This window comes from Streptomyces sp. NPDC041713 (assembly GCF_055591085.1).
On sequence record NZ_JBVIZY010000003.1, the window covers coordinates 532,633 to 554,413 of the forward strand.

The following is a 21,781-nucleotide window of genomic DNA, read 5'->3' on the forward strand; positions in this document are numbered from 1 at the left end:
GTGGACACGATTGCCAGTCTCTTCAGCTTTATCACGACACCAGTTTCGTGGGTCATCGTCCAGTTCCACTCGGTGTACGGGAAGATCTTCGGTCCCGACACGGGCTGGGCCTGGGGCCTGTCCATCGTGTCCCTGGTGATCCTGATCCGGATCTGCCTGATCCCGCTCTTCGTGAAGCAGATCAAGGCGACTCGGGCGATGCAGACGCTGCAGCCCGAGATGAAGAAGATCCAGGAGCGCTACAAGAGCGACAAGCAGCGCCAGTCCGAAGAGATGATGAAGCTGTACAAGGAGTCGGGCACCAACCCGCTCTCCTCGTGCCTTCCCATCCTGGCGCAGTCGCCCTTCTTCTTCGCGCTGTACCACGTGCTCAACGGCATCGCGACCGGCAAGACGATCGGCGTCATCGACGACCAGCTCCTGGAGAGCGCGCGTAAGGCGCACATCGTCGGTGCCCCGCTGGCCGCGAAGTTCACCGACAGCGCGGACAAGGTCGCCTCCCTCGGCGCCACCCTCACCGATGTCCGGGTCGTCACCGCGATCATGATCATCATGATGTCGGCGTCGCAGTTCTTCACGCAGCGCCAGCTGATGACGAAGAACGTCGACACCACGGTCAAGACGCCGTTCATGCAGCAGCAGAAGATGCTGATGTATGTCTTCCCGGTCATGTTCGCCGTCTTCGGCATCAACTTCCCCGTCGGTGTCCTCGTCTACTGGCTGACCACCAACGTGTGGACCATGGGCCAGCAGATGTTCGTGATCCGCCGTAACCCCACCCCCGGCTCCAAGGCCCAGGCCGCCTTCCTGGAGCGCCTGCAGAAGCAGATCACGCACACCAAGAAGGTGCGGGGGCGCGGCAACACGAACATCATCAAGGCGATCGTCGCCAAGGGCCGGGACCGCAACGAGTTCGAGCGCAAGTTCATCAACGGTCTGACCAAGGCGGGCCTCGCGGCCCAGGCCGACGGCACCGTGGTGGAGAGCGACACCACCGTCCTCACCGAGACCGAGGACGGCACGCCCGGCGGCCAGGGCGCCCCGAAGCGCCAGCAGCCCAAGCGTCAGAGCAAGTCCAAGCGCCAGACCGCCACGACGCAGGCGGCGGGCGCCACCAAGGCGGACGTCTCCTCCGAGACGAAGCCTTCGCTGGAGAAGACCGCGGCCGAGCCCGAGGGCGCTTCCCCCAAGACCAAGCCGGCCGGTGACACCACCAAGCAGGGCAACCAGCCTGGCGCCGGTCAGCGCAGCCGAGCCAAGTCGGGACAGCAGCGCAAGGGCCAGCAGCGGCCCAAGCACCCGTCCTCCAAGAAGTAGAAGGAGCCCATCCAGTGACGGAAGGCACCACCACCTCCGCCGCAGCCGAGGCCGGCGACACCCTCTCCCGCCTCGAGCAGGAGGGCGAGATCGCCGCGGACTACCTCGAGGGTCTGCTCGACATCGCCGACCTCGACGGCGACATCGACATGGACGTCGAGGCCGACCGGGCCGCTGTCTCGATCATCAGCGACAGCGACAGCCGCGATCTGCAGAAGCTCGTCGGCCGCGACGGTGAGGTCCTGGAGGCCCTGCAGGAGCTCACGCGTCTCGCCGTCCACCGCGAGACGGGCGACCGCAGCCGCCTGATGCTGGACATCGGGGGCTACCGCGCCCAGAAGCGCGAGGAGCTCTCGGAGCTGGGTGCCAAGGCAGCGGCCGACGTGAAGAGCTCCGGCGAGCCCGCCAAGCTCGACCCGATGACGCCGTTCGAGCGCAAGGTCGTGCACGACGCGGTCAAGGCCGCCGGCCTGCGCAGCGAGTCCGAGGGCGAGGAGCCGCAGCGCTTCGTCGTCGTTCTCCCTGCCTGATCGGCACAGCGTTATCCGGCCCCGTCTGTTCGCAGGCGGGGCCGATCTTTGTCAGCCTGATAGTCAGCCACCCCCAGTGCGGTACGGAAGGACGGCCCCCGTGACGGAGGCAGCGGAGCTCCCCCCGGCGCCCGAAGAGGCCCGGACGGTATTCGGTGATCGCTTCTCGGACGCGGTCCGGTACGCGGAACTGCTGGCCGACGCGGGAGTGCAGCGGGGCCTGATCGGCCCCCGCGAAGTGCCACGGCTGTGGGAACGGCATCTGCTGAACTGCGCGGTGCTCTCCGAGGTGGTGCCCGAGGGCGTCACCGTGTGCGACGTCGGCTCGGGCGCCGGACTGCCGGGTATCCCCCTGGCTCTGGTCCGCCCGGACCTGAAGATCACGCTCCTGGAGCCGCTGCTGCGGCGCACGAACTTCCTGACCGAGGTCGTCGAGCTGCTCGGCCTCGACCACGTCACGGTGGTGCGGGGCCGTGCCGAGGAAGTCCTCGGCAAGCTGCCTCCCGTCCATGTCGTGACCGCGCGAGCCGTCGCACCACTGGACCGCCTCGCGGCCTGGGGCGTCCCGCTGCTCCGCCCGTACGGAGAGATGCTGCTCCTCAAGGGCGACACCGCCGAGGAAGAGGTCAAGGCGGCAGGCGCCGCGCTGAGCAAGCTGGGCGCGGTGGACATCTCGGTGCTGCAGGTCGGCGAGGGCGTGGTGGACCCGCAGTCCACGGTCGTACGGGTCGAGGTCGGAGAGAGCCCCGGCGGTGTGCGCTTCGCAGCGAAGCGCGCCAAGGCCGCCCGCACCGGCCGCACGCGTCGACGCCGCTGAGGCGCGCGGCCCGGCGCTCCCAAACCGGCGTCGCTGATCCGTCCTGACGACGAGCCGTACTCCACACAAGCTGCCAAACGTACGCATACCGGGGTGTCGCACCAGCGGCACCCCGGCTGCCGTGCATCGTGTTTCACGTGAAACGTCGCTCACTGCTGCATGGCATCATCAGTCGCGGCCGCGCTGCGGAACCTCGCGACCGCCGGCCACTCGGTTCCCTCGATAAGGGCACGGAGTTTTCCACAGAGGTGGATTCGTCCACAGAAGACCGGGCCTCGCTGGTTCATGACCCTCAAAGCATGGGAGGCTCTGTTCATTGCGAGCCTGATGTCGAGGAGAGTGAATCCTTGCGGTCCGACGCCAACATCGCGGGACCGATGACCGATCCGGTCCCCGGTCCCCGTACCGAGTCGGCGGGGGAGGATGTTTCACGTGAAACACCGACCCCGATGGACGACACACCCATCGGTCGTGCTGCCCAACTGGCAGTAGAAGCACTCGGCCGCGCAGGCGAAGGCCTGCCGCGCCCCGAGCAGACCCGCGTCATGGTGGTCGCCAACCAGAAGGGCGGGGTGGGCAAGACGACGACGACCGTCAATCTCGCCGCCTCGCTCGCTCTGCACGGCGCCCGCGTCCTGGTGATCGACCTGGACCCGCAGGGCAACGCCTCCACAGCTCTCGGTATCGACCATCACGCCGAAGTGCCGTCCATCTACGACGTGCTGGTGGAGAGCAAGCCGCTCTCCGACGTCGTGCAGCCGGTGTCCGATGTCGAGGGACTCTTCTGCGCCCCGGCCACCATCGATCTCGCCGGTGCGGAGATCGAGCTGGTGTCGCTGGTGGCGCGGGAGAGTCGGTTGCAGCGAGCGATCCAGGCGTACGAGCAGCCGCTGGACTACATCCTCATCGACTGCCCGCCGTCCCTGGGCCTGCTGACGGTCAACGCCCTGGTGGCCGGCGCGGAGGTGCTGATCCCCATCCAGTGTGAGTACTACGCGCTGGAAGGGCTCGGCCAGCTCCTGCGGAACGTCGATCTGGTCCGCGGGCACCTGAACCCGAACCTGCATGTGTCGACGATCCTGCTCACCATGTACGACGGCAGGACCCGGCTCGCCTCGCAGGTGGCGGACGAGGTGCGCAGCCACTTCGGCGAGGAGGTGCTGCGGACGAGCATTCCGCGGTCGGTCCGTATCTCCGAAGCGCCGAGCTACGGCCAGACGGTGCTCACCTACGACCCGGGGTCGAGCGGGGCTCTCTCCTACTTCGAAGCGGCACGAGAAATCGCGCTGCGCGGGGTCGGGGTGCGCTACGACGCCCAGCACGCCCACGTGGGCGCTCAGAACGACCAGCACAGCATGACGGAGGGGATGCAGTGAGCGAGCGACGGAGAGGACTGGGCCGAGGCCTCGGCGCCCTGATCCCTGCAGCCCCGACGGAGAGGCAGCCCTCACCGAGTGCGGATGGAGCCTCGGCTTCCCCCTCGGCGGTGCCGGTGCTGACGGCTGAGCGTGGAGTGGCGGCCGCGAAGGTGACGGCGCTTCCCCAGAGCCCTGTTTCACGTGAAACGGTCGAGCCGCCTCGCCAGGCCGCGGAGGCACCGACGGAGAATCAGACGGTCGCCGGGGCATACTTCGCCGAGCTGCCGCTGGACTCCATCAAGCCCAACCCGCAGCAGCCGCGTGTGGTGTTCGACGAGGACGCACTCGCCGAGCTGGTGACCTCCATCAAGGAGGTCGGTCTCCTCCAGCCGGTCGTCGTCCGGCAGCTGGGCCCCGCGCGCTACGAGCTCATCATGGGTGAGCGGCGCTGGCGGGCCTGCCGGGAGGCAGGGCTTGAGCGGATCCCCGCCATCGTGCGGGCCACGGAGGACGAGAAGCTCCTCCTGGACGCGCTGCTGGAGAACCTGCACCGCGCCCAGCTGAACCCGCTGGAAGAGGCCGCCGCCTACGACCAGTTGCTCAAGGACTTCAACTGCACGCACGACCAGCTGGCGGACCGCATCGGCCGGTCCCGTCCGCAGGTCTCCAACACGCTGCGGCTGCTGAAGCTCTCGCCGGCCGTGCAGCGCCGCGTCGCCGCCGGAGTCCTCTCCGCGGGGCACGCCCGTGCACTGCTCTCCGTCGAGGACTCGGAGGAGCAGGACCGGCTGGCGCACCGCATCGTGGCCGAAGGGCTCTCGGTGCGTGCCGTCGAGGAGATCGTGACCCTCATGGGGTCCCGGCCGCAGAGCGCCCCGAAGGCCAAGGGGCCGCGCGCCGGCGCCCGTGTCTCGCCGGCGCTGACCAGCCTCGCCACCCGCCTCTCCGACCGGTTCGAGACGCGGGTCAGGGTGGACCTGGGCCAGAAGAAGGGGAAGATCGTCGTTGACTTCGCCTCTCTGGAAGACCTGGAGCGCATCCTCAGCACGCTGGCCCCGGAAGAGGGGCCGGTGCTGAAGAACGGCCTGGCCGAGGCCGACGCGGACGACACCCCCGAGGGCACCTCCGGAGACAAGGAAGCCTGAGCCGCAGAGCCCGGCACCGCGAGAGCGGGCCGTGTCCGGTCTGTACCGGAACACGGCCCGCTCTTTGCTTTCTTACGGTTTCGGTGCAATCACATCGTGGATACGATGCGTTCGGGTATGGCGCATTACCTGGCGGCCCCTCATGGAGGAGGCGGCCGCCCGCTGCACGGCGGCCGAGGGAAATGAGGAATCGCGTTCATGGGGCGTCGGCTCGTACCGCTCACACTGGACAACCTCCCGGATCTCCCCGAGCGGTGCCGCACATGTGTCTTCTGGGAGCTGGACCCGGTCAGCGGCCAGGCGGCGGTGAAGGCCGGAACCCCGGAGCTGGAGAAAGAGGCGTGGATCTCCGCCGTTCTCCTGGAATGGGGATCCTGCGGCCGGGTGGTCTATGTCGACGACATGCCGGTGGGCTTCGTGCTCTACGCGCCGCCGGCGTATGTGCCGCGCTCCACGGCCTTCCCCACGAGCCCGGTGGCCCCGGACGCCGTGCAGTTGATGACCGCCTGGATCATGCCGGGCTACCAAGGTCAGGGGCTGGGCCGGGTGATGGTCCAGACGGTGGCGAAGGATCTGCTGCGCAGGGGCTTCAAGGCGATCGAGGCCTTCGGGGACGCGCGCTGGGAGAAGCCGGCGTGTCTGCTGCCCGCCGATCACCTGCTGGCGGTGGGCTTCAAGACGGTCCGCCCCCACCCTGCCTATCCGCGGCTGCGGCTCGAACTGCGCACGACGCTCTCCTGGAAGGAGGACGTCGAGCTGGCGCTCGACCGGCTGTTGGGGGCGGTCCAGAAGGAGCCCGCGCTCCGGCCGCTATGAGCCCGGCGACCGGGTCGCCGAACGACGAATGGACCAGCCCCCGGAGGGACTGGTCCATTCGTGTTTCACGTGAAACATCGTCGCTGATTACTCGGCGATGAAGTCCTCGAGGTCGCGGACGATCGCAGCCTTCGGCTTGGCGCCCACGATGGTCTTGGCCACCTCGCCACCCTGGTAGACGTTCAGGGTCGGGATGGACATGACGCCGTACTTGGCGGCCGTCGCCGGGTTCTCGTCGATGTTGAGCTTGACGACCTCGATCTTGTCGCCGTGCTCGGCGGCAATGGCCTCGAGGGACGGGGCGATCTGACGGCACGGGCCGCACCAAGCGGCCCAGAAGTCCACCAGGACGGGCTTGTCGCTCTTGAGGACGTCCTCGTCGAAGGAGGCGTCCGTCACGTTCTTCAGGTTGCCGGCCACTGCGGGCTCCTCATTTCTCGGGGTGGTGCAAGGGGGAAGGGTACGGGTCAGACGCTGGCGGTCGGGGTCTTCTCGGGCTCCGCGGCCTCGGCGTCGGAGAGCGCCGCCAGGAAACGCTCGGCGTCGAGAGCGGCCGAGCAGCCGGTGCCGGCCGCCGTGATGGCCTGACGGTAGGTGTGGTCGACGACGTCACCGGCGCCGAAGACACCGGTCAGGTTCGTCCGGGTCGAGGGCGCCTCGACCTTCAGGTACCCCTCGTCGTCCAGTTCGAGCTGGCCCTTGAAGAGCTCGGTGCGCGGGTCGTGGCCGATCGCGATGAACAGGCCCGTCACCGGCAGCTCGGACGTCTCGCCCGTCTTCAGGTTGCGCAGCGTCAGACCTTCGAGCTTCGGGTCACCCTTGATCTCGGCGATCTCGCTGTCCCAGATGAACGAGATCTTCGGGTCGGCGAAGGCGCGGTCCTGCATCGCCTTGGAGGCGCGCAGGGTGTCGCGGCGGTGCACGATCGTCACGGACTTGGCGAAGCGCGAGAGGAAGGTGGCCTCCTCCATCGCGGTGTCGCCGCCGCCGATCACGGCGATGTCCTGGTCCTTGAAGAAGAACCCGTCACAGGTGGCGCACCAGGAGACACCGCGGCCGGAGAGGGCGTCCTCGTTCGGCAGGCCCAGCTTGCGGTGCTGGGAGCCGGTGGTGACGATGACGGTCTTCGCGCGGTGCACGGTGCCCGCGGTGTCCGTCACGGTCTTGATCTCACCGCTGAGGTCCACGGCGACGACGTCGTCGGGCACGAGCTCGGCGCCGAAGCGCTCGGCCTGGGCCCGCATGTTGTCCATGAGCTCAGGGCCCATGACGCTGTCCTGGAAGCCGGGGAAGTTCTCCACCTCGGTGGTGTTCATCAGCGCACCGCCGGCGGTGACGGCGCCCTCGAACACCAGCGGCTTCAGCGACGCGCGCGCGGTGTAGAGCGCCGCCGTGTAGCCGGCGGGCCCGGAGCCGATGATGATCACGTTACGGACGTCGGTCACGGCTTGATTCCTCGTCTCTGGGGACTGCTGCGTACTGCTGGCGGGGTACCTGTATCAGGACTCTCACCCCACCCAACGGATCCTACGGGGCGTGCATTCCCCGACACGTCCGCGCGCACGGGAGCGGGCGAGGAGGGAGAGTGCCATGCACCACAAGACCGCTGGCAGCAGCGTTGAGTACCCGCAGAACGGCGCGGGAAAAACCCCGGGGACGTCAGCCCTGCGGGTACGTGTGTGTCACGAGGACCTTGCCCGCGGCCGACGAGGACGTGCCCACACAGGCGGCATCGACGACGTATGCGGAGACCATGTCGCTCTCGGAGTCATGGGGCACCACGACGAGGTAGGCGCGCTTGCCCTCGTACGAGCCCTTCTCGGCGGCGAGCGGAGTCCTGTCGCCGATGCCGCGCTGGATGCACTCCGGAACCTCGACCGCCCGCAGCGTGGAGTCCATCTTGGGCGACTCCGGGCTGGAGCGAGGGGCGAAGGACGGAGTCGACGCCTCCGACTTCCCCGGAGCCTTCTTGACGTGGTTCTTGTCGAGGAGGTCGGCGACGCGGCCCTTGATCTCTTTCCCGGAGAAGGCCTCCGCGGAGTTCGGCCGTTTCGATGCGGACTCGCTCGTCCCGCCGGGGTCGCTCCCCATGGTCTGTGTCAGCAGGGTGCCGAGGCCGATGGCGGCGGCGGTGAAGACGGCGCCGAGTACCGCGGTGCGGCGGCGGGTGCCGCGCAGCCGGCCTCCGCGTCCCGGGCCGGTGGCCGCACGGGAATGACCCGCGGGGCGGTCGGTGGCGGTCCCGGAGAGCGCGGGAGCGGGCGTTGTTTCACGTGAAACATGCGCGGTCGCGGGTGCCGAACCCACGGCCACGCGCTCGGGGACCGCTTCTGCGGGAACGTTCTCGGAGGTCGTGGAGTCCAGCAGTGCCTCGGCCGCCAAGGCGGCGTCGATGCGTCCGGCCACGTCATCCGGCATGCGCGGCGGGCCCGGCAGGGTGCCGAGCAGACCGCGGATCTCCTCCAGTGAGGCGTGGACGTCGGCACAGAGCTCACAGTCGGCCAGGTGGCTCCGCACCTCGCTCGTACGCGACGGAGAGAGTAGACCTTCGATCAGGTCGGAGATCTCAGCGACGTCCGGATGCCCTGCCGAGTCGGTCGTGGTTGTCACGCTCGCCCACCTCCGCCCTTCACAGCAGCTGAATCGCTCGTGCCCGTATCCCGTGGTCCTGCTGCCGGTGGGACGGATGGCTCCTGCGTCCGGTTCCTTCCGGCGCCGGGCTTCTTGCTCTGTCCGTCGCCCGCGGCGGCGCCGTCGTCTCCGTCGCCCGGAGGCGACTCCGTCCGCAGGTGGGTGAGGAGCGGCAGCAGTCTGGCTCTGCCACGAGCACAGCGGCTCTTGACCGTGCCGGTGGGAACGTCGAGCACATCGGCGGCCTCGGCCACCGGATAACCCTGCATGTCGACCAGGACGAGCGCGGCCCGTTGTTCGGGCGGGAGGGTGCCGAGCGCCTCCACGAGCTCCCGGTGCAGATCCCCCCGCTCCACCGGCGCGGCGGCGGACTCCTCCGGCTCCAGGAGCTGCTCGAGACGCTCGGCGTCGTCGATCGGGGAGGTCTTGCGGGAGGCCGCCTTGCGCGCCCGGTCGAGACAGGCGTTCACGGTGATGCGGTGCAGCCAGGTCGTCACGGCCGACTGTCCCCGGAAGGTGTGGGCCGCGCGGTAGGCGGAGACCAACGCGTCCTGCACAGCGTCGGCCGCCTCCTCGCGGTCCCCCAGGGTGCGCAGCGCCACGGCCCAGAGCCGGTCGCGGTGGCGCCGCACGATCTCGCCGAAGGCGTCCTTGTCGCCCGCGACATGGCGGGCGAGGAGGTCCTTGTCGCTCATGTCGCCGTGCGCGGTGCCGTCCACCGTCGAACCCCCTCCCCTGTGAGCCTTGGCGGGCCTGCTAGCCCTTGAGCTTCACGTCGGTGATCGCCTGCTTGTACCCCGCCCGGTAATACCCGTCGGCACCGGAACGCGGAACCGCAGTCATCCAGAGGAGCACGTACTGCGACTTCACGGGCTTCTTCGCTTTGATCTTCAGGGTCTGGCCCGACGTGGTGGCAGTGCCGATCTTCTTCAGGGAGGCGATGTCTGTCGAGGGCGTCAGGGAGTCCGCGGCGTACAGCTCGACCGTGGTGTGGTCACCGCCGTAGTGAAGGGCTATCGACGCCTCGGAGACGTTCTGTGCCGACCCGAGGTCGTAGACGATACCGACACCGGGCTTGTACGGGGCGAGCCTCGGGCCCTCATTGAAGGTCTTGGTCCGCCAGAGCGAGGACCCGTCGGTGTCGTAGGTGTTGCCGACGTCTCCCGGGGCCTGGGCCCCGCCCGACGCGACGAACTCCTGGGCGCCCTTGATCGCGATCGGTTTGGCGGGCTTGGGCTGGCCCTTCTCGCCGCTTTCGTTGGTGTGCGTGGTGCCGGGGTCGCTGGAGTTCTCGCGGTCCATCAGAGCGTCCGCCAGCTGCCAGCTGCCCAGTCCGAGCGCGGCGATGAGCAGGGCGGAGACACCCCACTTGAGCACCTTGCCGGTTCGGCTCTGCAGCGGAGGCGGGGGCGTGGGCACCGGCTGCGTGACGCCCGGGTGGACCTGGGTGCGGCCGTACGTGCCCTGTTGGTACGTGGTGTGCTGGTACTCCGGCGGCGCCGTGAACGCGGGCTCCGGCGGGCGGATGCGGGGCATCTCGCCGATCGCCTTCACCAGCTCCTCCGGAGTCGTGCACGGAGGGTCCTGCCGTGACGCGGTCGCACCGTCGTTGACGAGCGCGCGCATGGCGAGCTCCGACAGGCCGCGGTGGATGCCGGCGCGCACCTGGTCGGGGGCGATGAGGCCGACGTCCTTGGGCAGCCCGGAGAGGCCGTACGCGTCCTCTTCGTACGGCCAGCGCTGGGTCAGCGAGGCGTACAGGAGAGCGCCGATCGCCTCGGTGTCCGTGCGCTGCGGGGTCTCGGAGCTGATGCCGCGCAGGGCGGCGTTCACCGCGAGGCCGCGGATGCGGTACTGGCCCGTCGAGGTGCGCAGGATCGCGCCCGGGGTCAGCCGCAGATGGGCCAGCCCCTCACGGTGCGCGGCGGCCATGGCCTGTGAGACCTGGCTGACGAGCTGGTAGGCGTCGTGGGCCTCCAGCGGGCTCGCGGCGAGCAGCGCGGTCAGTTCCGTGGCGTCCGGGAGCCATTCGTGGACCACGTAGACGAGGTCGTTCTCCTCGACCGCGTCCAGGACCTGCACGAAACGCGGGTCGCCGAGCAGCGCCGAGGAACGGGCCGCGGCGAGGACCGAGCGGGCCCTCGGGTGGTCGGCGGGCAGCAGGTGCACGCCGACGGCACGTCGGAGCTTCTCGTCGACAGCACGCCAACTGCTGAAACCGTCCAGACGGGTGACGCACTCCTCGAGCCGATAGCGTCTGGCGAGCTTGTGGCCACTGTGCAGCTCGGGGGGTGAGGAGGCCCCGCGGCTCGTGGACTTGTCGTTGTCCGCCCCGTCTTCGTCTGCTGCCGTGTCCCGCTCCCGGGTCTGGGCCACCCCGTCGGCCGTGGCCTGTTCCGCCTTCGCGGTCAGCGGCTCCTCGCCGCTGTTGTCTGCCACGTCGACGGCAGCCGTGCTCCGTTCCGCCACCGTCGTTCCTGCCTCCCCATCCATTGCGCTCCGTCAGACGCCAAAGCCAATTGTGCCCACAGTCTGGCGCTATGCACGACACACGGTGGCTGGCGATGGTTGTGCGCGGCCGCCCATCTCAGCGACCGAGACGGCCGCGGACCATGCCGACCATCGAGTTGAGTTCCGCGATCCGCATGCGCTTCGCGGCGACGAAGAAGACACCGAGCAGGACCACGCCACCGGCCAGCAAGGCCGCCAGCGACCCGAGGACGCCCTGTCCGAGCGCCTGGGTGACCGCGTACGCGGCGCCGCCGCTGAGCAGGGCCGCGGGCAGCGCCGCGATCCCGAGGCGGGCGTAGGTGCGCAGGACGTTGGCGCCGTCCAGGTCGCCGCCGAGGCGCTTGCGCAGCCGGCGCCAGGCGACGCCCACGCCGATGGCGTACGCGAGGCCGTACACGGCGGCCATGCCGGTGACCGCCCAGCGCGTGGGCAGCAGCATGTAGCAGGCGCCGGAGGCGGCGGCGTTGACGGCCGCGACGATGACCGTGTTGTAGAAGGGCGTGCGGGTGTCCTCGTAGGCGTAGAAGGCGCGCAGCACCACGTACTGCACGGAGTAGGGGATCAGGCCGAGGCCGAAGGCCATCAGCATGTAGCCCATGTTCGTGGCCTGGGCGCTGCCCGAGGAGCCGAAGATCAGGGTGCACATCGGGATGCCGAGCGCGACGAATCCGAAGGCGATCGGGACGATCGCGACGGCCGTGGTGCGCAGGCCCTGCGAGATGTCGTCGCGTACGGAGCCGGTGTCGCCGTCGTGCGCGGACCGGGCGAGCCGGGGCAGCAGGGCCGCCATCAGGGAGACCGTGATGATGGCCTGCGGGAGGCCCCAGATGAGCTGGGCGTTCGCGTAGGCGGCGAAGCCGATGCCGCTCGTCGCGGGCAGGTCGGTGGTGGCCGCGGTCGCCAGCTGCGTCACGACGATCGCGCCCGCCTGGTTGGCGAGGACGAAGAGGATGGTCCACTTGGCGAGCTTGGCGGCCTTGCCGAGGCCGTGGCCCTTCCAGTCGAAGCGGGGGCGCAGGCTGAACCCGGTCTCGCGGAGGTAGGGGATCATCGCAAGCGCCTGGACGACCAGGCCGAGCAGGACACCGACGCCGAGGAGGCGCTCGGCCTGCGGCGGGATGCTGTTCACCGTCATGCCGGACTCGGCCGACGACCCGTACACCCAGATGAACATGCCGAGCGTCGAGATGATGACGATGTTGTTCAGGACCGGCGTCCACATCATCGCGCCGAACTTGCCGCGCGAGTTGAGGATCTGTCCCATCACCACGTGGACGCCCATGAAGAAGATCGAGGGCAGGAAGTAGCGGAGCAGGGTGACGCCGACCTCGGTGGCCGCCGGGTCGTCAGCGACCGGCACCGACATCACCCGGACCAGCTGCGGTGCCAGGACGATGCCCAGGACGGTGAGCGCGCCGAGCGCCACCATCACGAGCGTCAGGAGGCGGTTGGCGTAGGCCTCGCCGCCGTCGTCGTCCTCCTTCATGGAGCGCACCAGCTGGGGCACGAAGACCGAGTTGAGGCCGCCGCCGACGGTGAGGATGTAGATCATCGTCGGGATCTGGTAGACGACCTGGAAGGTGTCGCCGAGCAGACCGACACCGAGCGCCGAGACGATCAGGGCGGAGCGGATGAAGCCGGTGAGGCGGGAGACGAGCGTGCCGGCCGCCATGACCGCGCTGGACTTCAGCAGGCTCGACGCGCGGCCGCCCGACTTGCCGGCGGGGGCGGGCGACGGCGCGGCGGGGGCCGGCGCGGAATCGGTCACCGGAGCGGCGGCCGGCGCCGGGACGACCGGCTGCTCGGCGGCGGGCGGGTAGCCGCCGTCGACGGGCAGCGGGTAGCCGTTGCCCTGCGGATGGCCGCCGTCCTGCGGATAGTCGCCGCCCTGCTGATAGCCCTGGGGATAGCCGTTGTCCTGCGGGTATCCGTTGTCCTCGGGATGGCCGCCCTGCTGGTAGGCGCCCTGCGGGTGACCACCCTGGGGGTAGCCCTGCTGCTGGTAACCGCCTTGCTGGGGGTATCCGCTCTGCTGCTGATAGCCGCCCTGCTGGTAGCCCTCACGGGGATACGCGTCCTGCTGGTAGTCGGCCTGTCCGCCGCCGTACCCGCCGGGCTGCTGGTCGCGGAAGAGGTGGGCGAAGGCGTCCGGCTCGTGCCGCTCCTCGCCGGCCTGGGTGACCAGGTCGTCGACGCCCACGAATTGCGTCGTACGGGCGTCGTCGCCGTACGGCAGGTGCCGGGTCGGGCCCTCCGGCTCGGGGGGCGGGGTCTGCGCCCACCTGCGGGGGTCGGGAGCGTGCGGCGGGGCGGGCGGTTGGCCGTAGAGCGGCTGCTGCGGGTAGGTGCCCGGCGGCGGCGGTGGGTGCGCCGCGCGGTCGTAGAGGGCCTCGGTCACCGGGTCCTGGGCGGAGAGGTCCTGCGCCCGGTAGGGATCCTGGTCGTAGGCGTCCTGGAGGTACATGTCCGGCGCGGGCTGCGGCGGCACCTGCCCGTGCTCGGGAGAGCCGGGCGGCAGGTCCTCGGGAGAAGCGGAGCCACCCGTGCCCTGGCCACGGTCACCGTCGTACGGCGCGTTCATGGTTACCCCACCTCATCGTCCCCGGGCCCACCGGCCACGACATCGCTCAACGCTCCACTCTCTCACCCGTGTCCGACGGGTCCGTGCTTTCCGGGGCGGTGTCCGGTGTCGGGTCACTCGGCTGCTCGGGGTCGCCCTCGTCGGGCTCGCTGCCGGACCCACCCTCCGGGCCGTCGCCCGGGCCCGTGTCCGGCGCCTCCTCGGCCCGCTTCCGGGCCGCGCGCTTGCGCTGTGTGTACATCCGGAACCCGGCCAGCACGAGCAGCAGGAGACCGCCGGCGATGACGAGCATCACGGCGGGGGTGACCTCGGTGACGTTGACGTCGAAGCGCACGACGTCGCCGTACGGCTCGCCGTCCTCCGTGTACAGCTGGGCGTAGACCGGGACCGGGCCGTTGGCGTTGGCCGTGGTCGTGAACTTCACGGACTGGGAGTGCCCGCCCGCGATCTTGATCTGCTTCTCCTCGAACTGCCCGTCGCCCACCTTCAGACGCGTGGGGTTGGTCGAGGACAGCCGCAGGACCAGATGCTCGACGTCCTGCACCAGGTTGTTCTGCACGGAGATCGGGATGGTGGCGCTGCGGCCGGAGAGCTTCGCGTCGGACCGCTGGATCAGGGAGACCTGCCTGGTGAGGTCCTTCAGATAGCTCCCGACACTGTCCCGGTAGGCCTTGGCCTGCGTCGGACGGCCGCGCCAGGACGTCGACATCTCACGGTCTATGGCCCTGCCGAAGGGGGTGACCACCCGGTCCTTCTCGGTGAGGATCACCTGGAAGCGCTTGAGCCGGCTCTGGGTGTTCTGGATGGCCTCGAAGGCCGGCTGCGGCAGCTCCTGCTTGCGCAGGGCGGCGGGGTAGGACCCGGCCGACGGGACTTGGGTGTTGGAGCCCGGGTCCGGCTTGGCCTTCGCCGCCGCGGCCAGGTCCTGGGGCTGGGACCACTTCTCGTCGCCGAGGGCCGACAGCGCCTTGTGCATGGTCTGGGCCTGGCTCGCCGTGGGCATGCGCTGCGGGGCGACGACGATGTTCCGCTGCCGGTCGGGATCCTGCAGATTGATCATCAGGCTCTGGGCGAGGAACTCCTGGACGGCGAGGGTGGAGTTCTCCGCTCCCGTCATGTCGCCCTGGAAGGCCGTGGAGAGGCGCGCGTCGGCCACCACGGCGGTCGTGCCACCACCGATGGGCCGCGCCGCGGACGGCGTGTAGGACAGACCGCCGGTCTCGCGCAGGCTGTCGCTGCGGGCGATCACCGTATGGGCACCGGCGGAGGTGGCGACGTCGACGATCGACGGATCGATCGCGCCGTCGGCGGGCCAGGCGAAGTCCGTGCTCGGCTTCACCTGCAGGATCGCCTTCACCGCGTCGGCGCCGACCTCGGTGGCCTCCCTCAGGTGACCGAGGGAACCGGAGACCGCCTTGCCGGTGTGCGCGAGCGAGGCGAGGTCGGGGTCGGCGAAGGGCAGGGCCACGACCTTCTTGCCCTTGACGGCGGACTGCAGGCTGTTGAGCCACTGATTGGCGAGCGTCTGGTGCTTGCCCGCCCTGGTGGACTTCCCGTCGGGGTTCTCGATCCGGTAGCTCTTCGTCATCGCCTCGACCGAGGCGAGCAGGTCCGGATCGATGACCCAGGTGACGTCCAGGCTGCTGCCGAGCGACAGGAGCTGCTCCAGGCGCCCGCCCGTGGCCAGCTCCTTGGCCAGGTCGTCGTTCTTGAAGACGGGGGTCTGCTGTTCGTCGGAGCCGGTCTTCGCCGTGAGGTGGTTGGTCGAGGTGAGCGGCCACAGGTACGTGGTCTTCGTCTTCGTGGAGGCGGTGTCCGGCTGCCACGGCAGGAAGGTGTGCTGGATGCCGAGGACCTGGGAGTAGGGCTGGGCGGCGCTCTGCCCGGTGAGGGCCACGCCGAGCTGGTAGACGCCCTCGGCGCCCAGCGGCAGCTCCTTCGCCGGTACGGAGATGCTGAAGTCCTGTCGCACGCCGGGAGCGAGCCTGCTGAACTTGTCGACGTACTTCCCGCCGACATCCGTGCCCTCGGACCCGGGCTGGAAGCCCGTGCGCTTCGCGGCGCTGTCGATGGCGCTGCGGGAGGTGAGCGGCGCGACCCGCAGCCCGACCTGGGCGCCGGTCACCGTCTGCTTGCCGTTGTTGGTGACCGTGCCTGAAACCGTGACCGTGTCGCCCTCACCGGGGGCGGTGGGGGTGAGCGAGTCCACAGAGACGTCGACGGTGCGGGAGCCGGTCGGGTCGGCCTTCGCGCCCGGCATGGTGGAGGCCGCCGTCGCGCCCGGCTCGGCGTGCGCCGCCGTCCCCGCCGGGACCTGCAGCAGCCCGGCCAGCAAAGGGGTACCCACCAGCAGTGCTGCGGTGCGCCGCAGCCACCGGCGGGCAGGTGAGGGGCTTGTCCCCGGGAAGTCTGCCGCCTCGGCCACGCGTTCGCCCGTCCCTCGTCGTCAGTGGTCGTCGGATGTGCGTCCACGCATGGTAACGATGCGCGCTGTGGCGAAGTGCCGCGGACTGCTCCACGTGATCGGAAGAGCTGTCCGGCGCGGCGGCGCGGGCCTCTGGGGCCGGGCGGGAATCGGGTCGGCCGCGGGCGTCCGGTGCACGTACCCTTTTCTGTTGTGCCGAACGCCAATGAAGACAATCCCAGCGCACTGAGCCAGGTGCAGCGCCGCGCGGTCAGCGAACTGCTGCGGGTGTCCCCTGTCGCGGACGATCTCGCCCGCCGTTTCCAGGAGGCCGGGTTCTCCCTCGCCCTGGTCGGCGGCTCGGTCAGGGACGCCCTGCTGGGCCGGCTCGGCAACGACCTGGACTTCACAACCGACGCCCGCCCCGAGGACGTGCTGAAGATCGTCAGGCCCTGGGCGGACGCGGTGTGGGAGGTCGGGATCGCCTTCGGCACGGTCGGCTGCCAGAAGGAGGCCCGCGTCGGAGATGTGGAGCAGAGCTTCCAGGTCGAGGTCACGACGTACCGCTCCGAGGCGTACGACAGGACCTCGCGCAAGCCCGAGGTGTCCTACGGCGACTCCATCGAGCAGGACCTCGTACGCCGTGACTTCACCGTGAACGCGATGGCCGTGGCGCTGCCCGAGAAGGAGTTCGTCGACCCGCACGGCGGGCTCGAAGACCTGGCGGAGCGCGTGCTGCGCACCCCCGGCACGCCCGAAGAGTCCTTCTCGGACGACCCGCTGCGGATGATGCGGGCCGCGCGCTTCGCCGCACAGCTGGACTTCGAAGTGGCTCCCGACGTCGTCGCCGCGATGAAGGCGATGGCCGAGCGCATCGACATCGTCTCCGCGGAGCGCGTGCGCGACGAACTGAACAAACTGCTCCTCTCCGCACACCCGCGCAAGGGCCTGGCCCTCCTCGTCGAGACGGGGCTCGCCGAGCGGGTCCTGCCCGAGCTGCCCGCGCTGCGCCTGGAGCGGGACGAGCACCACCGCCACAAGGACGTGTACGACCACTCCCTGATCGTTCTCGAGCAGGCGATGGCCCTGGAGACGGACGGCCCCGACCTGACGCTGCGGCTCGCCGCGCTGCTGCACGACATCGGCAAGCCCCGCACGCGGCGCTTCGAGAGTGACGGCCGGGTCTCCTTCCACCACCACGAGGTGGTCGGCGCCAAGATGGTCAAGAAGCGCATGACGGCGCTCAAGTACTCCAACGAACTCGTGAAGGACGTCTCGCGCCTGGTCGAGCTCCACCTGCGCTTCCACGGCTACGGCACGGGCGAGTGGACGGACTCGGCCGTACGTCGCTACGTACGGGACGCGGGTCCCCTCCTGGAGCGCCTGCACAAGCTGACCCGCTCCGACTGCACGACGCGCAACAAGCGCAAGGCGAACGCCCTGTCGCGTGCGTACGACGGCCTGGAGGAGCGCATCGCCCGCCTCCAGGAGCAGGAGGAACTGGACTCGATCCGCCCCGACCTCGACGGCAACGACATCATGGAGGTCCTGGGCGTCCGCCCGGGCCCGGTGATCGGCAAGGCCTACAAGTTCCTCCTTGAGCTGCGCCTGGAGAACGGCCCGATGGAACGGGACGCGGCGGTGGCGGCGCTCAAGGAGTGGTGGGCCGCGCAGAGCTGAGGCGATGGGACGCCGGAGGGCGGGGGATGTTTCACGTGAAACACCCACTCCGCCCTCACTGTGCCGAGGGGCGTTGTTTCACGTGAAACCGTGAAACAACGCCCCTCGGTGGTCTACCGGCCGGCTCCGCTTACTTGGTCTTCTTCAGGCACAGCACGACGTTGTGGCCCTTGCCGCTCTGGTAGTAGGCGATCTCAGAGGTCTTGACGGCCTCGCACTTGTCGCTGTCGCTGGTGTTGTCGAACTTCTCGACCACCTTGTACTGGGAGTCGCTCGAGGAGCAGTCGACTTCCTTGAGGTCCGGCGAGAACTGTGTGCCGTCGTTGTGCATGCAGCTGCCGACGCTGGTGGACTCGGCGTCGCTCTTGGTGAGCATCCACTTGCCGACGGCTATGAGGATGGCGACCACGATGAAGCCGACGATGCGCAGGATCAGCTTCTTGCCACCGCCCCGCCGCGCGGGCGGCGGGGGGACAGGTCCGCCCTGGTTGAAGGCGGGGTACGGGGCCGTCGGGCCGCCCGGCTGGCCCTGCTGCGGCGGGTACGGGGCCGCGGGGGCCTGACCGTACGGGGCGACGCCGCCCTGCGGCTGCCCATAGGGGTTCTGGCCCTGGGGCGGGTACGGAGCCTGGCCCTGGGGCGGCGGAGTGGTCACTTTGGGGGTCCCCCTCGAACGAAGGCGCGATGGCGCGAATACGACGCCCGTAAGTTATCCGGGCCGAGTGGGAACTCTGAAGTCCAGAGGGGCTCTGTGTCACTGATGTGACACTTACTGCGCGTCAAAGCGGGCCATAGCCCCAGCAATCGCCGCGTAGACCAGAGCCACCGTGACGACCAGCGGAACCGAGCGGCCGTCCGGGGGCAGTATCAGGGCGGCTACCGCCGCTGCGCCCACGAATGCCACGTTGAAGAGGACGTCGTAGACGGAGAAGATCCGTCCGCGGAAGCCGTCGTCCACCGAGGACTGCACCACCGTGTCCGTGGCGATCTTCGCGCCCTGCGTCGTCAGGCCGAGGACGAAGGCGGCGACCAGCAGCGGGGCGGGGGCGAAGGTGAGCCCGAGCGCCGGTTCGAGGACCGCGGCCGTTCCCGCGCAGGCGATGATCCAGCCACCCGCCCCCAACCGCCCCACCGCGGCCGGCGTCACCAGGGCCGCCGCGAAGAAGCCGGCGCCGGAGACCCCCAGGGCCAGCCCGAGCAGCGCGAGCCCGTCGGGCTCCGTCGACGACCACGCGTACCGGCACAGCATCAGGACCATGACCGTCAGCGCGCCGTAGGAGAACCGCATCATCGTCATCGCGGCCAGCGCACGGGCGGCCGCGGGGCGCCGCGTCAGGTGCCGTACCCCTGCCGCCAGGCCGTGTGCCGTGCCGGCCAGCGCTGCCGCGAGCCGTGGCGGCACGAGTTCCGGATCGGGGCCGAGCAGTTCGCGGGCCATGCGGAGCGAGGCGACCGCCGCGCAGAGGTACAGCAGCGAGCCGAGCAGGACCACCGCCGCGTCCGAGTCCGCGGCCACCAGGCGGACGACGAAGGCGAGGCCGCCGCCCGCGGTCGCGGCGAGCGTCCCCGCGGTAGGCGAGAGGGAGTTGGCGAGGACGAGTCGGTCGGCGTCGACCACGCGGGGCAGCGCGGCCGAGAGCCCGGCGAGCACGAAACGGTTGACGGCGGTGACACAGAGCGCGGAGACGTAGAAGAGCCAGTCGGGCACGCCGCCCAGCATCAGCACCGCGGTCAACGAGGCGAGCACGGCCCGCAGGAGGTTGCCGTAGAGGAAGACCTGACGGCGCCGCCAGCGGTCGAGCAGCACGCCCGCGAAGGGACCGATCAGCGAATAGGGCAGGAGCAGCACCGCCATGGCCGAGGCGATCGCGCCCGGCGAGGTCTGCTTCTCCGGGGAGAAGACGACGTACGTGGCGAGCGCGACCTGGTAGACGCCGTCCGCGCCCTGGGAGAGCAGCCGTACGACGAGAAGCCGCCGGAAATCCCGCAGCCTCAGCAGTATCCGCAGGTCACCGACGACAGCCATGGAGCACAGCCTCACATACGCGAAGGGCCCCCGGGCGGAATGCCCGGGGACCCTCTACAAGCGACAAGGAGAGAGCTCGCGGCGCTCTGCCTCGGTCAGGGCTCGACCCCTTGGTCAGGGCTCGACCCCTCGGTCAGCGCTCGACCTCGCCCTTGATGAACTTCTCGACGTTGTCGTACGCCTCGTCGTCGAAGTACTGCACCGGCGGGGACTTCATGAAGTACGAGGACGCGGAGAGGATCGGGCCGCCGATGCCGCGGTCCTTGGCGATCTTCGCGGCGCGCAGGGCGTCGATGATGACACCGGCCGAGTTCGGGGAGTCCCAGACCTCGAGCTTGTACTCCAGGTTCAGCGGGACGTCGCCGAAGGCGCGGCCCTCGAGGCGGACGTACGCCCACTTGCGGTCGTCGAGCCACGCCACGTAGTCCGACGGGCCGATGTGGACGTTCTTCTCGCCCAGCTCACGGTCCGGGATCTGCGAGGTGACGGCCTGCGTCTTCGAGATCTTCTTGGACTCGAGGCGGTCGCGCTCCAACATGTTCTTGAAGTCCATGTTGCCGCCGACGTTGAGCTGCATGGTGCGCTCGAGACGGACACCGCGGTCCTCGAACAGCTTCGCCATCACACGGTGCGTGATGGTGGCGCCGACCTGCGACTTGATGTCGTCGCCGACGATCGGGACACCGGCCTCGGTGAACTTGTCCGCCCACTCCTTGGTGCCGGCGATGAAGACCGGGAGGGCGTTGACGAACGCGACCTTGGCGTCGATGGCGCACTGTGCGTAGAACTTCGCGGCGTCCTCGGAGCCCACGGGCAGGTAGCAGACGAGGACGTCGACCTGGCGGTCCTTGAGGATCTGGACGACGTCGACCGGGGCCTCGGAGGACTCCTCGATGGTCTCGCGGTAGTACTTGCCGAGGCCGTCGTGGGTGTGACCGCGCTGGACGGTGATGCCCTTGTTCGGCACGTCGCAGATCTTGATGGTGTTGTTCTCGCTGGCGCCGATGGCGTCCGAGAGGTCGAGGCCGACCTTCTTCGCGTCGACGTCGAAGGCGGCGACGAACTCGACGTCACCGACGTGGTAGTCGCCGAACTGGACGTGCATCAGGCCCGGGACCTTGGCGTCCGGGTCTGCGTCCTTGTAGTACTCGACGCCCTGGACCAGCGAGGCGGCGCAGTTGCCCACGCCGACGATGGCTACGCGAACCGAACCCATTCCGGTTGCTCCCTGTGTGATCTCGGTATTCCGGATGAAACCCCGCGGAACGCTGGGTCTCACTTGGTGGGGTCATCGGACGGATCCGGCGGCGGGTTGGTCTCCCGCCGCCGGGGCAGGCCCGCCGACTCCCCGGATGTGCTGTTCTGCTGAGCGGAGCCGCCGGGGGCGGACCGTTGCTGGTCCCGCCCCGCCCGCTCGCTCTCGATGAGCTCGTTCAGCCAGCGCACTTCGCGCTCCACGGACTCCATGCCGTGGCGCTGAAGCTCGAGCGTGTAGTCGTCCAGGCGCTCCCGGGTACGGGCCAGGGAAGCGCGCATCTTCTCCAGGCGCTCTTCGAGGCGGCTGCGGCGGCCCTCGAGCACCCGCATCCGCACGTCCCGCGAGGTCTGCCCGAAGAAGGCGAAGCGGGCGGCGAAGTGCTCGTCCTCATAGGCGTCGGGGCCGGTCTGCGACAGCAGATCCTCGAAGTGCTCCTTACCTTCCGCCGTCAACCGATAGACGATCTTGGCGCGACGCCCTGCGAGTGGAGCTGCGAGGGCGTCCTCGGGGCTGCTGCCCGTCTCCTCGATCAACCAGCCGTTGGCGACCAGCGTCTTGAGGCAGGGGTACAGCGTCCCGTAGCTGAAGGCGCGGAACACTCCCAGTGACGTATTGAGGCGTTTACGCAGCTCGTAGCCGTGCATCGGGGACTCGCGAAGCAGACCGAGGACGGCGAATTCCAGGATGCCGGAGCGCCTGCTCATCTT

18 protein-coding genes are annotated in these 21,781 nt (G+C 69.5%); 7 read left to right on the forward strand and 11 right to left on the reverse strand.

Annotated elements, in window-relative coordinates:
• From yidC to ACZ6CV_RS12060, 6 genes are all read left to right on the forward strand, one after another.
• Complete coding sequence (gene yidC, locus ACZ6CV_RS12035; protein WP_469250696.1) at positions 1 to 1,317, forward strand: membrane protein insertase YidC; 1,317 nt, start codon at positions 1 to 3, stop codon at positions 1,315 to 1,317.
• 14 nt (positions 1,318 to 1,331) lie between these two features.
• A complete protein-coding gene (locus tag ACZ6CV_RS12040; protein ID WP_469250697.1) occupies positions 1,332 to 1,847 on the forward strand; it encodes a Jag family protein in 516 nt (171 codons plus the stop codon).
• 100 nt (positions 1,848 to 1,947) lie between these two features.
• On the forward strand, positions 1,948 to 2,664 hold the full coding sequence (gene rsmG / locus ACZ6CV_RS12045) for a 16S rRNA (guanine(527)-N(7))-methyltransferase RsmG (protein WP_358710011.1): 717 nt from the start codon (positions 1,948 to 1,950) through the stop codon (positions 2,662 to 2,664).
• Between the two features lie 299 nt (positions 2,665 to 2,963).
• Complete coding sequence (locus tag ACZ6CV_RS12050) at positions 2,964 to 4,040, forward strand: ParA family protein (RefSeq protein WP_355812127.1); 1,077 nt, start codon at positions 2,964 to 2,966, stop codon at positions 4,038 to 4,040.
• Entirely contained in the window at positions 4,037 to 5,167 is a 1,131-nt protein-coding gene (locus ACZ6CV_RS12055) for a ParB/RepB/Spo0J family partition protein (RefSeq protein ID WP_469250698.1), read from the forward strand. The genes ACZ6CV_RS12050 and ACZ6CV_RS12055 overlap by 4 nt, the downstream gene beginning before the upstream one ends.
• Positions 5,168 to 5,365: 198 nt before the next feature.
• Positions 5,366 to 5,983: a GNAT family N-acetyltransferase gene (locus tag ACZ6CV_RS12060; protein WP_362375406.1), complete on the forward strand. Its 618-nt coding sequence runs from the start codon at positions 5,366 to 5,368 to the stop codon at positions 5,981 to 5,983.
• A gap of 87 nt (positions 5,984 to 6,070) precedes the next feature.
• Here ACZ6CV_RS12060 and trxA read toward each other — a convergent pair whose 3' ends face one another.
• The 7 genes from trxA to ACZ6CV_RS12095 form a co-directional block, all read right to left on the reverse strand.
• Positions 6,071 to 6,403, reverse strand: coding sequence for a thioredoxin (trxA, locus tag ACZ6CV_RS12065; protein WP_355812115.1), 333 nt, complete (start codon positions 6,401 to 6,403; stop codon positions 6,071 to 6,073).
• A 47-nt stretch (positions 6,404 to 6,450) separates the two neighbouring features.
• A complete protein-coding gene (gene trxB, locus ACZ6CV_RS12070; protein WP_469250699.1) occupies positions 6,451 to 7,428 on the reverse strand; it encodes a thioredoxin-disulfide reductase in 978 nt (325 codons plus the stop codon).
• A gap of 214 nt (positions 7,429 to 7,642) precedes the next feature.
• Positions 7,643 to 8,593 carry an anti-sigma factor family protein gene (locus tag ACZ6CV_RS12075; protein ID WP_469250700.1) on the reverse strand — a complete coding sequence of 317 codons (951 nt, stop codon included), beginning with the start codon at positions 8,591 to 8,593 and terminating at the stop codon, positions 7,643 to 7,645.
• Positions 8,590 to 9,333 (reverse strand): RNA polymerase sigma factor SigM, encoded by a 744-nt coding sequence (sigM, locus tag ACZ6CV_RS12080; protein ID WP_469250701.1) that lies wholly within the window; start codon positions 9,331 to 9,333, stop codon positions 8,590 to 8,592. The genes ACZ6CV_RS12075 and sigM overlap by 4 nt, the downstream gene beginning before the upstream one ends.
• Positions 9,334 to 9,370: 37 nt before the next feature.
• Positions 9,371 to 11,083, reverse strand: a complete 1,713-nt coding sequence (locus tag ACZ6CV_RS12085; RefSeq protein ID WP_469250702.1) for a protein kinase family protein — start codon at positions 11,081 to 11,083, stop codon at positions 9,371 to 9,373.
• A 118-nt stretch (positions 11,084 to 11,201) separates the two neighbouring features.
• Positions 11,202 to 13,706 carry a murein biosynthesis integral membrane protein MurJ gene (gene murJ, locus ACZ6CV_RS12090; protein ID WP_469250703.1) on the reverse strand — a complete coding sequence of 835 codons (2,505 nt, stop codon included), beginning with the start codon at positions 13,704 to 13,706 and terminating at the stop codon, positions 11,202 to 11,204.
• Between the two features lie 46 nt (positions 13,707 to 13,752).
• Entirely contained in the window at positions 13,753 to 16,131 is a 2,379-nt protein-coding gene (locus tag ACZ6CV_RS12095; RefSeq protein ID WP_469250704.1) for a DUF6049 family protein, read from the reverse strand.
• A 192-nt stretch (positions 16,132 to 16,323) separates the two neighbouring features.
• Here ACZ6CV_RS12095 and ACZ6CV_RS12100 point away from each other — a divergent pair, with 192 nt between their 5' ends.
• Entirely contained in the window at positions 16,324 to 17,790 is a 1,467-nt protein-coding gene (locus ACZ6CV_RS12100) for a CCA tRNA nucleotidyltransferase (RefSeq protein WP_469250705.1), read from the forward strand.
• 130 nt (positions 17,791 to 17,920) lie between these two features.
• Here ACZ6CV_RS12100 and ACZ6CV_RS12105 read toward each other — a convergent pair whose 3' ends face one another.
• The 4 genes from ACZ6CV_RS12105 to ACZ6CV_RS12120 form a co-directional block, all read right to left on the reverse strand.
• Positions 17,921 to 18,445, reverse strand: a complete 525-nt coding sequence (locus ACZ6CV_RS12105) for an LppU/SCO3897 family protein (protein WP_469250706.1) — start codon at positions 18,443 to 18,445, stop codon at positions 17,921 to 17,923.
• A gap of 114 nt (positions 18,446 to 18,559) precedes the next feature.
• The gene (locus ACZ6CV_RS12110; RefSeq protein ID WP_469250707.1) at positions 18,560 to 19,816 is read right to left on the reverse strand and encodes an MFS transporter; all 1,257 of its coding nucleotides are present in this window, start codon (positions 19,814 to 19,816) and stop codon (positions 18,560 to 18,562) included.
• 133 nt (positions 19,817 to 19,949) lie between these two features.
• On the reverse strand, positions 19,950 to 21,032 hold the full coding sequence (locus ACZ6CV_RS12115; protein ID WP_469250708.1) for an inositol-3-phosphate synthase: 1,083 nt from the start codon (positions 21,030 to 21,032) through the stop codon (positions 19,950 to 19,952).
• 59 nt (positions 21,033 to 21,091) lie between these two features.
• Entirely contained in the window at positions 21,092 to 21,778 is a 687-nt protein-coding gene (locus ACZ6CV_RS12120) for a PadR family transcriptional regulator (protein WP_355812085.1), read from the reverse strand.
• Between the last annotated feature and the right edge of the window lie 3 nt (positions 21,779 to 21,781).

Excerpts from the sequence above, each read along its gene's own strand:
- ACZ6CV_RS12115 (WP_469250708.1), bottom strand. The coding sequence starts at position 21,032 with ATGGGTTCGGTTCGCGTAGCCATCGTCGGCGTGGGCAACTGCGCCGCC.
- murJ (WP_469250703.1), bottom strand. The coding sequence starts at position 13,706 with ATGAACGCGCCGTACGACGGTGACCGTGGCCAGGGCACGGGTGGCTCC.
- ACZ6CV_RS12050 (WP_355812127.1), top strand. The coding sequence starts at position 2,964 with ATGGGAGGCTCTGTTCATTGCGAGCCTGATGTCGAGGAGAGTGAATCC.
- ACZ6CV_RS12060 (WP_362375406.1), top strand. The coding sequence starts at position 5,366 with ATGGGGCGTCGGCTCGTACCGCTCACACTGGACAACCTCCCGGATCTC.
- ACZ6CV_RS12110 (WP_469250707.1), bottom strand. The coding sequence starts at position 19,816 with ATGGCTGTCGTCGGTGACCTGCGGATACTGCTGAGGCTGCGGGATTTC.
- ACZ6CV_RS12120 (WP_355812085.1), bottom strand. The coding sequence starts at position 21,778 with ATGAGCAGGCGCTCCGGCATCCTGGAATTCGCCGTCCTCGGTCTGCTT.